This window comes from Streptomyces aureocirculatus (assembly GCF_000720475.1).
Classification (GTDB): Bacteria; Actinomycetota; Actinomycetes; order Streptomycetales; family Streptomycetaceae; genus Streptomyces; species Streptomyces aureocirculatus.
In genome coordinates this window covers 1-12,255 of sequence record NZ_JOAP01000090.1, presented here as the reverse complement: position 1 = coordinate 12,255, position 12,255 = coordinate 1, and the positions used below count along the sequence as shown (strand labels likewise).

11 protein-coding genes and 6 pseudogenes are annotated in these 12,255 nt (G+C 65.7%); 6 read left to right on the top strand and 11 right to left on the bottom strand.

Annotation, left to right across the window (positions count from 1 at the left end; genetic code table 11):
* A pseudogene (locus tag IG78_RS0139870) lies at positions 1-401 on the bottom strand (hypothetical protein); the annotation flags it as partial.
* Between the two features lie 91 nt (positions 402-492).
* Here IG78_RS0139870 and IG78_RS52020 point away from each other — a divergent pair.
* Positions 493-918 (top strand): methyltransferase domain-containing protein, encoded by a 426-nt coding sequence (locus IG78_RS52020; protein WP_225882419.1) that lies wholly within the window; start codon positions 493-495, stop codon positions 916-918.
* Positions 919-1,857: 939 nt separating this feature from the next.
* Here IG78_RS52020 and IG78_RS50415 read toward each other — a convergent pair.
* The 3 genes and pseudogenes from IG78_RS50415 to IG78_RS43450 all read right to left on the bottom strand — a co-directional run bounded on the left by IG78_RS50415 (position 1,858) and on the right by IG78_RS43450 (position 2,836).
* Complete coding sequence (locus IG78_RS50415) at positions 1,858-2,025, bottom strand: DUF8175 domain-containg protein (protein ID WP_169749750.1); 168 nt, start codon at positions 2,023-2,025, stop codon at positions 1,858-1,860.
* Positions 1,988-2,495, bottom strand: a pseudogene (locus IG78_RS52975) (hypothetical protein); the annotation flags it as partial. The pseudogene IG78_RS52975 and the gene IG78_RS50415, both read right to left, overlap by 38 nt.
* A gap of 179 nt (positions 2,496-2,674) precedes the next feature.
* On the bottom strand, positions 2,675-2,836 hold the full coding sequence (locus tag IG78_RS43450) for an NYN domain-containing protein (protein ID WP_199813368.1): 162 nt from the start codon (positions 2,834-2,836) through the stop codon (positions 2,675-2,677).
* 700 nt (positions 2,837-3,536) lie between these two features.
* Between IG78_RS43450 and IG78_RS52015 the strand changes: the two genes are divergently transcribed.
* Complete coding sequence (locus IG78_RS52015; RefSeq protein ID WP_225882418.1) at positions 3,537-4,574, top strand: NucA/NucB deoxyribonuclease domain-containing protein; 1,038 nt, start codon at positions 3,537-3,539, stop codon at positions 4,572-4,574.
* A 45-nt stretch (positions 4,575-4,619) separates the two neighbouring features.
* Here IG78_RS52015 and IG78_RS0139830 read toward each other — a convergent pair whose 3' ends face one another.
* Complete coding sequence (locus IG78_RS0139830; protein ID WP_030574222.1) at positions 4,620-5,078, bottom strand: hypothetical protein; 459 nt, start codon at positions 5,076-5,078, stop codon at positions 4,620-4,622.
* Positions 5,079-5,332: 254 nt separating this feature from the next.
* Between IG78_RS0139830 and IG78_RS43445 the strand changes: the two are divergent.
* Positions 5,333-6,567 (top strand): annotated as a pseudogene (locus tag IG78_RS43445) (IS110 family RNA-guided transposase).
* Between the two features lie 114 nt (positions 6,568-6,681).
* Here the strand turns inward: IG78_RS43445 and IG78_RS45045 are convergent.
* From IG78_RS45045 to IG78_RS0139800, 4 genes and pseudogenes are all read right to left on the bottom strand, one after another.
* Positions 6,682-7,149, bottom strand: a pseudogene (locus IG78_RS45045) (phage holin family protein); the annotation flags it as partial.
* 75 nt (positions 7,150-7,224) lie between these two features.
* Positions 7,225-7,503, bottom strand: a complete 279-nt coding sequence (locus IG78_RS52355) for a YegP family protein (protein ID WP_078965951.1) — start codon at positions 7,501-7,503, stop codon at positions 7,225-7,227.
* A gap of 1 nt (position 7,504) precedes the next feature.
* Positions 7,505-8,053: a phosphatase PAP2 family protein gene (locus IG78_RS0139805; protein ID WP_030574216.1), complete on the bottom strand. Its 549-nt coding sequence runs from the start codon at positions 8,051-8,053 to the stop codon at positions 7,505-7,507.
* An 88-nt stretch (positions 8,054-8,141) separates the two neighbouring features.
* On the bottom strand, positions 8,142-9,239 hold the full coding sequence (locus tag IG78_RS0139800; protein WP_030574213.1) for a YihY/virulence factor BrkB family protein: 1,098 nt from the start codon (positions 9,237-9,239) through the stop codon (positions 8,142-8,144).
* A 651-nt stretch (positions 9,240-9,890) separates the two neighbouring features.
* Between IG78_RS0139800 and IG78_RS47175 the strand changes: the two genes are divergently transcribed.
* The 3 genes and pseudogenes from IG78_RS47175 to IG78_RS47165 all read left to right on the top strand — a co-directional run bounded on the left by IG78_RS47175 (position 9,891) and on the right by IG78_RS47165 (position 11,616).
* A complete protein-coding gene (locus IG78_RS47175) occupies positions 9,891-10,127 on the top strand; it encodes a helix-turn-helix domain-containing protein (protein WP_078965950.1) in 237 nt (78 codons plus the stop codon).
* Positions 10,128-10,889: 762 nt separating this feature from the next.
* A pseudogene (locus IG78_RS52970) lies at positions 10,890-11,078 on the top strand (ATP-binding protein); the annotation flags it as partial.
* A gap of 166 nt (positions 11,079-11,244) precedes the next feature.
* Positions 11,245-11,616 carry a helix-turn-helix transcriptional regulator gene (locus IG78_RS47165; RefSeq protein ID WP_078965952.1) on the top strand — a complete coding sequence of 124 codons (372 nt, stop codon included), beginning with the start codon at positions 11,245-11,247 and terminating at the stop codon, positions 11,614-11,616.
* Here the strand turns inward: IG78_RS47165 and IG78_RS52965 are convergent.
* On the bottom strand, positions 11,585-11,740 hold the full coding sequence (locus tag IG78_RS52965) for an STAS domain-containing protein (protein ID WP_404827844.1): 156 nt from the start codon (positions 11,738-11,740) through the stop codon (positions 11,585-11,587). The genes IG78_RS47165 and IG78_RS52965 overlap by 32 nt on opposite strands.
* Before the next feature lie 429 nt (positions 11,741-12,169).
* Positions 12,170-12,255, bottom strand: a pseudogene (locus tag IG78_RS48875) (IS5/IS1182 family transposase); the annotation flags it as partial.

The following is a 12,255-nucleotide window of genomic DNA, read 5'->3' as shown; positions in this document are numbered from 1 at the left end:
AGTATCAGGGTGAAGCAGACGGTGGCGCAGGCCAGCCCTGTGTAGAGCAGAGGCGTGGTCCAGAACGACACGTCGTTGGTGGTGTGTCCGCTGCTCCAATGGCAGGTAACGGATGGAGGGAAGTGGTGGATGGTCGCTGACGTCAGGCTGTAGTCCCGCCCGGCGTCCACGTAGTCGCCACTTGCGGTCTTCGCTGCGCAGAGGCCGAGGGGGTGTGTGTAGGCGAGACCGTAGAAGGTGCCGGCACCGTAAGCGGCGAGGGCTGCTGCGCTTCCGACCACGGCCAGGCGGGCCGTCCGTGTGGGCTTCTTCCTGGTCACCCACAGCGCGTATGGGAACACTGCGATGACGAAGAGTAGGAGCGTGATCGCGGGCGGGCCGAAGAATGCGAAGAGTTCCATGTGTGTGACGCTACTGCGTTCCTAGGAAGCGTCGCTGGTTAGCCTGGTACTGAACTCGCCGACGAGTTGCACCGACGGCACCGCGACATCCGTGTTCGACAGGAACATGGACCGTGTTTCACTTTCTGCCATGTCAACAACCTTTGGCGCACCTCGGCCTGACCCGGCTGACTACATGCTGCAAGCCGCAGCCAGCGCCGCTGGCTGCGGCTACAAGCAGGAGTTGATGGAGCTGATGGACGTCCAGCCAGGCCAGACCGCGCTCGACGTGGGCTGCGGCCCGGGCACAGACCTGCCGACGCTGGCAGGGCGCGTCGGCGTGAGCGGCACAGTAATTGGCGTCGACCGTGACCCGGCCATGCTGGCCGAGGCCCGCCGACGCACCAGCGACCTGCCCGCAGTCCAGATCCGCGAAGCAGACGCCCACGCCCTCCCCGTCGAGCCCGGCACGGTGGACCGGGCCAGGATCGACCGGGTTCTCATGCATGTCACCGAGCCGACCAGCGTGCTGGCATAACTCCACCTGGCCACGCGGCCAGGAGCACGCATCGGACTGGCGGAGCCGGACTCGGACACCCTGGTTGTCGACTCGGAAGATCTCGACACAAGCCGCGCGTTCACGCGATACACCACCTCGGAAGTGGTCCGTTACGCCACCATCGGCCGCCGCCTGGCCCGTCACGCGGAGCAGACAGGCTTCGTCATCGAGACCGTAAGGGCCACGACGCCGGTCTTCCTCCACTTCGAGGACGCGGATCGCACGCTGGGACTCGGCCGCAACATGAACAAGCCATCCAGGACGGTCACATCGACGAAGCACGCGGCCGTCGGTGGTTCACCTCGCTCTCTGAGGGACCCTTCTTCGCTTCCTTCACGCTCATCACAGCGATCTGCTCCCGCTGACGAAGGGCCGGGACTCACGCGATTCAGCATGCGCGAGTCCCGGCTGCCGATCTGGGAGCACGGTCTGACCGTCGCCGAGAAGCACGGCCGCGAGGTCCTGCTCCGGCCGGGCAGCCGGCATACCCTGCTCGCCGGATGATGCGTAGCGGCTCACCCGCCGCACGCTGCCAGCGGCCGGCGCGCGGGCGGCCTTGGCCCCGATGTACTCGTCGGCGCCGCGATGGTGCCGCGCGGCGTCGGCGGCGCGGACGTGAGCTGACGGTCGGCCGCCGCCGTCCTGCGCATTGACCGGCCCCGGCCTGCCCCCTTACCGGCTGGCCAGCAAGGTGGCCATCGAGCCCTCCATACCGCGCTATCGAGCGGTGAGGTTTTCAACGGCGGTCAGGCTGAGGCGGATGCTGGGCCCCGGCAGCACGAGCAGTCTACGGCGGACGCGGGACGGAGCGGGGGCACCAGGTGCGGGTCCCTGGTGCCGTAGACCGGACGCCAGCCTGCTGGCTGCCCGCCGGGCGCACGTGCCTGTAAGAAAACTTCAATCGCAGTCCCCATCTCGTCACCGAACGGGTGCGGTGGACAGTTGGAGGGAACTGTCGGAGAAGCGGCTCACCAGCTCAACGACAGCCTTGTGCCGGTCGTACGTGACGAAGCGGAAACCCGCGAACTGGCCGAGTTCGCCCGGCTTCGAGGCGGGCCCATCCTCTGTAGCCGCCCAGGCGGGCATCGGCGGCGCACCAGGTCTCACTGTGCCCTTCGCAAAAGTGCCGCCCCACGGGCGTCCAGTCGCCTGGATGTCTGGCATCACGACAGGTCAGGGCCCGCGCGGCCTCGAGGGGGTGTGCGGCTGGTCGGCCCGAGCCCAGGTACCGCGGTGCGGCTTGAGCACGACCACGTAGGCCAGGCCGGCCTCGAGCAGTGCGAAATACCAGTCGTCGCTGACGGAGCAGGCGCAGTCGGCGGCCACCGCCCGGCAGGAAAAGCCACTTCCTTCCCGCGGACCGCGAGCGCGGCGGCCACCGGCTCGGACCCTGCCAGGCACGTGACCGTCTTGTTCCGCTCCCGCGGCGCCAGCAGCCCGGCCAGATACTCACGAAACCCCCGCCGCTGAGCCAGGCTGAAGAAGAGGTCGTCGAACCGGGTCGCGTACTCCTCCAACGGCCCCGGCGCAGGCGGGCACGGGCGGCGAGCAGCCATCTTGGGCTCCCAGCAAAGCAATTGACACCCGCTACCGGCCTACGGCCAATCAACGAACTACCGGTAAACGACCCGAGTACAACAGGTCCATGGATGTCGATGACCATCGCGGAGTCGATGGCGTTCTTTCCGGTGGCGTAGGCGAACTGCTGCATCGGCTGGATTGACTGGGTCAGCAATTACTCCTTCCAGCCCTTCAGCCGTGTCCCTGTCCAGTCGCCGTAGGCGTGTTTGACGTGGGCGGTCCCGAACTTGGCAACTTCCGCCAGCAACTCTTGTGCTGCCGCGGGCTTGGCGTTGTCGGCGTCAATCAGTATCGCCAGCTTCGCAGTGGTCTCCACACTCCCGACCGTAGCGCAAGCCACTTCACAGCCACGGGGAAGTCGCCGAAGCAAGTCCGGTCGATCTGCGGTGCTCGGGTATGGCGTGCGCGTCGTAGCGGATTAAATCGCCAATCACTAAGAATAAACGGAAGGCCGTCGCGGCGGGGTCTCGTCTGCACCCCAGCCTCTATGCACGCCTGCAAAGCTGGCCAGTTAGCGATACATCGAGCCATCTTCGTCGCGCGTTGCCCCGCGCCCCCACATCGTCCGGTAAATCTTGCGTAGCCGCCCAGGCATGCCGGGCATAGTCGATCAATCAGGAGAGCAACGGATGAGAAGACCATGGTTGAGCACACCATGCCGCGCAGTGCTGGCAGCAGCGTTAGCCGTGACAGTTCTGCCCGCCGCTGCACCCGCCCTCGCCGATACCGAGCCTGACGGGGTCCTGCAGACTTACATGCTGCCTCTCGGCGCCCCGCGCCCCACCCTCGACCAGCTCCAGACCGAGGAAGGTCTGAAGAGGCTGCAACAGGCTGCCCTGAACGTGGAATCGGCGCCCCTCACCGCGGCGGAAACGGTTGGCCCCGCTGCCACTTACGGGACGATCAGCCGGACGCCCTCTGGAACTTCCTCGCCAGCGGCGTCCGTAATGCCCTCAACGGCACCGAGTGGGACCAGGACGGCGAGGAGCGCCGTCTACCCGGAACCGTCACGGAAAATGACGCTTGATGAGTGCCGTAAAGGTATCGGGAACGGCACCGTTTACGTCAAGTCCCGGTTCGCGGTGTGCACCGGTAACTCCTTCATCCAGACATGGAAAATCAGAGGCCGCGTGAAGGGGCAGAGCGCGTTCAACATACGCGTGGTGGGCACGATAGCGAAGAACAGCCGGAAGATCGACTACAAGTACCACTTCAGCGAAATGGGATACGGTGGGCGAATACCCGCCAAAGCGCTCAAGATCACAGTGAAGCCGAAGGTGACTCAGAGCTGGCCGTCCGGCGCCCGCTACACGTACAGCGGCACCATGCCGGGCACCAAGACCTTCGAGGAGGCCAGGCGCAAGAAGGCATTCACGCACACTGTCACCGCTAAGGCCGGCCAGGGAAGCGGTCGTCTCGACTCGATTTTTGCGGTCTATCAGCCCACTGTCACTCTGAAGCCGCCCACGCCGTGGACACTCGCGCCTCCCCTCAGCATGAAGATGACCATGTCCGCACCGCGCTGGGAAGCCGCCAGCTACCTGGCCAACTCCACCGGTAATCCTGAACGGCGCGGAGCCGCAACCTTCAGCTACACCGTCCCACTCACCTACAGCGCCAAGGACGGGGCAGCCGAACAGCAGGTCGCAAAGCACATCCGACAGGCGTTCCTCAACCCGCAAGACACCAAACCGTATATGTCGAGAAAGAAAGTACCTGGGCAGAAGCCCAGCGCACCATTGCACCGGACGCGTGATACAGGTCGAAACGAAGCAAACGGACGCGCAGCCATCGCCCAATGCAAGCGTCATTGGGGCCCCAACTACACAGAGGGTGGCAAGAAAGAGTGCGACGAGTACCCCTTCCGGTCGACCCTGGAAGGAGCTGCCGAGCCCGATTACGACGGGGATGCAATCAAGTTCAACTTCTCTTCGAAGCCCGTCCTGAAGGAGCACAATCGTGACGCCGGACTTCTACTGAAGGGCTTCTACGCGAAAAACAGGATGCTCGCAGACACAGAAGACGACGGATTTATCGTAAAGATCACGTCGTAGTGATGCAGGGATGGTCGGCATACGTCGCCCATCCCTGCATTCTGTCTAGTTGGGGAAGAACTGCACCAAAAAGCGTTCCACGCCGACGACAGCCTCCGCCGAGTCTCGCAACGCAGCTGCTTCCGCACGGCCCGCGCAGTGCACCCGCACCCGCCACGCCCCCTGCTGGCCGAGTGCAATCAGATCGTCCGTGCGCCCCATGGTCGGTGTCCACACCGCGACATCGCCGCTCACGGACTCAAATGGCGCTTCGTCCCGCACATCCCACGCAGAAGGATCTTCAACAGGCGGGGGCCCGTCCCAGACCTGCGCCGACACCACGACGGTATGGATATGCCCAGCACTGGACACATCCACCCGGCCCGGAAACGCGTTCAGGAACACGTCAGCGTCAATGCCATCTGGAAACTCCAGATCCAGTTCTGCGTCGCGCGACTCCTGAAACGTGAAGACGAAGTCGTCCACGAACACCTCAAGGTGCTGCTCCTGCACTAGTGCGGCCACTGCCTCTCCCTACCAGGCGTCGTCAGGCAACAGCCTCGATCGTATAGCCGAGCCTAACGCGAGCCGATTGCTTCACGGCGGCCGTCACACCCGTCCCCGGCTGCCCCCGGACGTCGGCCCCGGGGCATGGCCGCCCGGTCCCTTGGACGCTCTGACTGCTGATTGAGAGATGCGCCCCATCGCTGATTAAGGCTTCGACGGCGGGGTGTTCCTCGGACCACAAAGGTGCAGGTCACACGACTTGAGGACGTACGTTGAGCACAAAACATCAGCGAATCTGGGTCGGCATCGATGCCGGCAAGGGTCACCACTGGGCGGCGGTGATCGACGGCGAGGGCGACCGGCTCCTGTCGCGGAAGGTCCTGAACGACGAGGAAGCGATCCTGGCCCTGATCGCCGCAGCATTAGCGATCGCGGACGAGGTCCGCTGGGCAGTGGACATCTCCAGCCGCACGTCCAGCCCGTCGCTGGTCCTCCTGCTCGCGCATGGACAGCCGGTAGTCTACATCCCCGGCAAGACGGTGAACCGCATGTCAGGCGCCTACCGCGGTGAGGGCAAGACTGACCGAAGGACGCCCGGATCATCGCCGACCTCGCACGGATGCGGCAGGACTTCCGGCCAGTCGAGCCCTCGGTGGAGATGACGTGCGAGCTTCAGCTCCTCATCGGCTACCGCCGAGATCTCATCGCCGACCAGGTACGCATGATCAACCGGCTGCGAGACGTCCTCGTCGGCATCTGCCCCGCCCTGGAGGCCGCGTTCGACTACTCCAAGCGGCCCGCCCTGATCCTGCTGACCGGCTACCAGACGCCAGCATCGCTGCGGCGTATCGGCGTCAAAAGACTGACGGCATGGCTGGCCCGCCGCCAAGTGCGCAATGTGGAGGACTTCGCCAAGATCGCCGTGCAAGCCGCCGCTTCGCAGCACACGGTCCTGCCCGGAGAGCCCCGCGCGGCCAAGCTGGCCCGGGAGCTTGCCCATCAGATCCTGGAGCTGGACGAGCGGATCAAGACGAACGACAAGGACATCACCGCCCTGTTCCGCACCGACGAACGCGCCGAAATCATCGAGTCCATGCCCGGTATGGGCCCGATCCTCGGCGCCGAACTGCTGGCCATCGTCGGCGACATGTCCCGTCACAGAGATGCTGGCCACCTGGCGGCCCATGCGGGCCTTGCACCAGTGCCGCGCGACTCGGGCCGCAAGAGCGGCAACATGCACCGTCCGAAGCACTACAACCGGCGATTGCGCTGGGTCTTCTACATGTCCGCTCAGACGGCCATGCGGATGCCAGGTCCCTCGCAGGAGTCCTACAGGAAGAAGCGCGCCGAGGGCCTCGTCCACACCCAGGCGGTCCTGTCCCTGGCCCGCCGCAGAGTCGACGTCCTGTGGGCCATGCTGCGGGACAAACGCCCCTTCACCACCGCCCCACCCGTGGTTGCGTGCGTTTACCGGCAGTTCGTTGAATCCGGTGGTCGTGTGGGTTGACGGCGGTGCAGGTTGGCCGTAGGCCGGTAGCAGGTGTCAATTGCTTTGCTGGGAACCCAAGATGACTGCTCGCCGCGGGTCAGACCCGCGGGCGTGTAGGCGATCTTGGAGGGTTTATCGGCGGCTCCTGCCGCAGCGCTTCTTGACCAGGATCAGGGCCACATCTGCGGCCGCCAGCAGCAAGGGTCCGCGCCGCTGGCGCGCGGCCTGCGTGACCTGACTGGCCCTGTTGCTGAGGACCTGGGATGTCTTTTCCCGGAGCTTGCTGGCCACCGTCGCTGCGGCGCGGGTGATCGGTTCCTTTGCCTGACTGGCCTTCTCGGCTACCGGGTCGGGAAGCTTGTCCTGTGCCACCCGCAGGGCCTCGGCCGCTTCGTCCTTGATCTCGGCCACGTCGGCCTTAATGCTGTCGATCGCTCTCACGGTTGTGGGCGGAGCGGCGTGGGCGACCTGTTTCTTGCCGGTCAGGGCCAGGACCGCGGCGATCACCACGCGCACGCCGCACACGATCGGCACCGACGCCCACACCGGCAGTACCAGGACCAGCGCGGCGATTGCCATGACCACGAGGGCCTGCAACGCAAGGAACGCCGCCGCCTTTTCTGGTCTCTACCCTAACAAGGGGCTGCATTTGATTGTGCTCAACTCCGCTTGCTCTCACCACCGGGACGTCCTGTGTGGGGCTCCGGCGTTGCGCTTGACCGAGCCGGTGCCGTTCAGGCGGGCACGGTGGCTTTCGTAGTGCTCGCTGGTGGCGACGACCTGTCCGTTCGTCACGATCAGCACGAAATGGTACCCCTTGCCAGGCTGACGCAGGACCCAATAGCGCGTTGCTATCGCCTGTACCTCCGAGTTTGTCCTGGTCCTGTCACCGCAGCACCGCAGCGTGTATCCCCAGCAGAACGAGCCATCCCACCCGCCTCTCACGATCGGCATCTCACAGCAGGCGGCGCAGCAGCAACCTGGGTAGTCGGCGGGTCAGCCGGGCGCTGGTCAGCCCTATGACGGCGCCAGCGGCCACGTCGCTGGGATAGTGAGCCCCCGAGTGCACCCGCTCGACCGCTACCGCTACCGCTGGAACAGCGCAGGCGACGCCCCATGCTGGGCAGACCGCGACGACGGCAGCGGTGAAACCGACGGCGGCGGCGGTGTGCCCCGAGGGAAAGGAAGAACTGTCCGGCCGGTCGTGAACTCCCTCATGAGGGATCAGCTCCTTGGGCGGCCTGCGCCGCTCGTAAAGCTCCTTGCACACCGCGTTGGACGCCAGCTCCGCCATGCCCATACTGGCCAGTCCCGCGACCGCGGCCTTTCTCTCCGGGTAACCGCCCGCGGCGGCCATGGCCGCCGCCGCGGCCCACCACAGCTTGGTGCGTTCGGCCGCCGACTCCACCGCAGGCAGCACCTGTCGCGCCAGGGGCGCTGTCCACAGCGCCATGCGACGGGTCAGGCGACGATCGCCTTCTTTGAGATCAGCCAGGTCGATCATGTACGGCAGGTTCCCCTCGCCGTCTCGCTCATGCACCAGAGGGCCTGCCTTCACTTACTGAACCGGTCGGACAGGCACGGCTGTGTTCTCAGGCTCGGTCGAGGCGCCGACGGTCCTCCTCGGTCCATTTGGCGGTGTCGCGCGGCTCGACGTACGGTTCCTCGGCCTCGGGGTGGCCTCCGTCGATGGCGCGCTGGCGTACCATCTCCGCGTCGAATTCCAGGCCGAGAAGAACCGCGAGGTTGGTGATCCACAGCCACACCAGGAAGATGATGACGCCTGCCAGGGTGCCGTACGTCTTGTTGTACGACGCGAAGTTGGCCACGTACAAGGCGAAACCGGCGGAGGCGACCATCCACAGCAGCAGCGCCAGCAAGCTGCCCGGTGTCACCCACCTGAACCCACGGCCCCTGGCGTTGGGCGCTGCCCAGTAAAGGATCGCGATCATCATCGTGACCAGCAAGACCAGAACCGGCCACTTGGCGATCGACCATACCGTCATGGCAGTGTCCCCGACGCCGAGCGCGCTGCCGGTCCGCTGGGCGAGGGGCCCGGTGAACACCACGATCAGCGCGCTGCCGACCGCCAGCACCATCAGGACCACCGTCAGCACCAGCCGCAGCGGCAGAATCTTCCACGCGGGGCGGCCTTCGGGCATGTCATAGACGGCGTTGGACGTCCGGATGAACGCCGCAATGTAACCGGATGCCGACCACACCGCCAGCACCAGACCCACGATCGCCATGAGCGAACCGGTGCCCCCCTTGCCCTGCAGTTGCTGCACGGCGTTGGAAATGATGTCCCGGGCCGGGCCGGGGGCGAGGTTTTGGAGGTTGTCCATCACCTGTTGGGTGGCGGACTTACCCGCGATCCCCAGCAGGGACACCAGTATGAGCAGAGCAGGAAACAGCGAGAGGACCCCGTAGTAGGTGAGTGCCGCAGCCCGGTCGGCGAGCTCATCGTCCTTGAACTCTTTCACCGTGCGCTTCAGCACTGTCCACCACGACTGCTTCGGCATGGAAGTCGGTTCGTCGGGAGCATTGCGCTCCACCGCCGGACCCGGCCCAACGCTGTCCACTCCCTGGCGATCGTCGGGTTCTGCGTTCGTGCGCTCCCCGACGTGATCGGTGCCGTTGCGACAGCCGGGTTCGTTTCGGTGCTCGTCTGACTCCGGTGTGCCTGCCATGCCAGGCGGGTAACCGCGCACGGCGGGACGAAAACAAGTCTTCCCAGGCGCGTGGCGCTTACGGATGTTTCGTTCTGTAGACGCCCGTGAGTCATAGGCGGAGCCGGCTCCTGGAGGGCAGGAAAGTTACGATGATCGCATGAGAGCTGAACCCGATCGTGCTGGCTCAGCCGGTCCACGAGATCGGCGAAGCCGAGCACGTCTTCCTCGAAGGCATCACCGGACGGCCGGGGGCAGTGTTGAGACCGGTCGGGACGTAGGCGTCGAGGGCGATGGGGCCGGCGGCGAGCGGGCTTCCCTGGGGTTTGCTGTGCGAACTGGGACGGTACCTGCTGGACGGGCCTCGCTGGCATGCCAACTCCAAAGGCCAAGCGCACCGTTGCGCGGCTACGAAGACGGTAATGGGGGGATGTGTTCCAGAACGGCAACTGCTTCCGTGGCGCCGAGCAGATCTACCCCGGCCAGGTGGCGGAACTCGTTGCCGCAGATGGTGCCCACTGCGTCGGCCAAGCTGATCAGTTGCGGTGCGACTGTCCCGGCGGGGAATCCTTCGCGAATGTGTACGCGGCAATGCGGCACGGAGAGTTGGCCCCGCCACTGCAAAAAAGTGTCCCCATGTATGACGGCGGCTGACCGGGGCAGGTGCCCTGCATGGCCGACCTCGGAGAACTTCTACAAGTAGCTATGCGCCGCCGTCACCTGTCGGCGGAGACTCTCGCGAGCCGCACCGGTATTCGAACCCCACGCATCAAGGTGTTTGCGCAAGATGGCGCCCGGGGCCCCGTTCCTCCCACTGAGCAAGAGCTGGCCGAGATCGCCACAGCCCTGGGACTGCCGCTGACCGAAGTCCTGGACGCCGCCCGCACTCCTGCCGGGATGATGGTTTGACGCCTGGCCCAACCGCAACGGTGATCCCGTTGCCCTTGCCCGCCGTCCTCTTGGGACTGACGGTGGCGATGAGTTTCCACGAGGAGTGACTGCTCAATTCCCGTCACGCCCGCCCGCCACCGGCGTCCCAAATGAGACGGAACGAGACTACTCGGATGCCGCCGCGCGTCTGCGCCACGTTGCCGTACTCCGGTGGGCGCCGACGCGCGTCAGCAGGGCATCGGGTGCCCTGGGCGGCAGCGAGCATAAGTGTGCCTTTGGCGCCTTGGGCAGACGGACGTTCAGGTCAGAAGCGGACGCTGCGTCCCGCGCGAGTCGCTGGCCCCTCACCCCTGTACGCCCAGTGACACTCTGGTCTCGCCTTGCCGAGTTCCTGAGACCGGAGGCGCCTCCGCGCAGTGAGCGATCCGCTGCGGGCGGGCGCCAGTCGGATGCCCTCCACGCTGTCTCCGCGCACGCCCCGGCGTACTGAAGGTGCCCATGCGCCCCGGTCTGGGCCGTTGATTACAACACGGGTGGCCGGCAGCACTATGAAGACGGCCAAGCCCCTCAACTGGCTTTGCCCTGCTTTGGCATCGCCACCAGGGAGGGAGTGTGATCCGCCATGTACGCGTCCCGCATCGCCCGGTGGCCTGCTGCACGCGTCGAGTAAGCCCTGTCCCTTCACCTGTCGTCCGCAAGCCGCGCCCGCCGACTGGCCACTGCCTTCCTCCAGAGTTCCAGGCACCAGTGCTCGGCTGAGGGTATGGGCAAGCCAACCTGGTGGTGTCGGAGCTGGTGGCCAATGCTGCTCGGCACGGGACCGGTCAGGGTCGCGTTTTCCTCCATTTGTCCGGCAGCCGGCTCACCGTGCAGGTCCACGACGACGGCTTCATCCAACCCCAGGCTCGGACACCAGCCCCTGACGCCGAATCCGGGCGCGGGCTCCTTCTGGTGAACCACTTGGCAGAAGAGCTCGTGGTCATCCCGGACCCACGCGGCGGCAAAACCGTGCAAGCCACTCTTGCCGTCGCTCCGCTCCTTGCTCCGGGTCCCGTCACTCATGGGGATAACGATCTCCGGCATTCCTTACCGTGTATGCGTGGGTCTCTGGGCAGAGAAGGGCAGTCTGAGCACGATGAATCGCCAACAGGATGGGCGGTCGACGTTTTTGACAAACCACGCCAGAGTCCTGCTGGCCATCGCCCGGGACCCCAGCGCACGACTGCGGACCATCGCCGTCTGCTGCCAGATCACCGAACGAACCGCCCAGGCCATCGTCGCCGACCTCGAACAGGCCGGCTATCTGCAGCGGCACCGGGCCGGACGGCGCAACCGGTACACCCTTTACCTCGACCAGCCGTTGCGGCACCCTGCGGAATCGGGCCTCCGCGTCCGTGCCCTGGTAGAACTCGCTGCCACCGCCCCTGCCGAGCTGCCTGGTCCTGACCCCGGTCACACCCGCTCCGCCCCAGTGCTCAGCCGCCCAGTGCGGCTTCGGCGTCAGTGACCGTGTCGTAGATGGGCAGGACCTGGTCCGTTCCGGTCATCTGCAGGATGCGTCGCAATGGGGTGGGCACACACGCCAGCGCCAGCACGGCCCCACCCTCATCCGTCCGCTTCCGCGCTGTCATCAGGACATTCAGGCCATCTCGACCAAAGGATCAGCCACATTGTCTCCCCGTGATCTGTCAGGAGACGTCACCACGCACTCCTGGCCAGCACCTACCGGGCCCCTGCCCGGCATCAGGTGTTCCACTCGGCCTGTCCCTCTGGCGAATGGTCTATGCACGGCGTCACCTGCCGAAGTGCCCTGATGGCTCGCGGGTAGTCGTACCCGGGGGCCGACCGCGGCAGGAGCTGTGAGCTCGGCCTTGGGGACCAGCGGGCCACGGCACCTCCGGCATCCGGCTCATCAGCCCAGCAGGTGACCCTGTGGTGAGCAGGCCCCGACGGGCGCCCAAGGCGAATCAGGAAGGGCAGAGCGAGCCCCGCCGGACGTAATCCAGTGGGGCCCGTCGTGTCCCCGTCGATGCAGGGCCTCCTCGGGCTAAGACGCCATCTCATTTGGATAGTCTGCGGTAGCAGATGAGGGTGCAGGCGATGCTGGTGAAGGCGAGGAAGTGCTCGGCCTTGCGTTCGTAGCGGC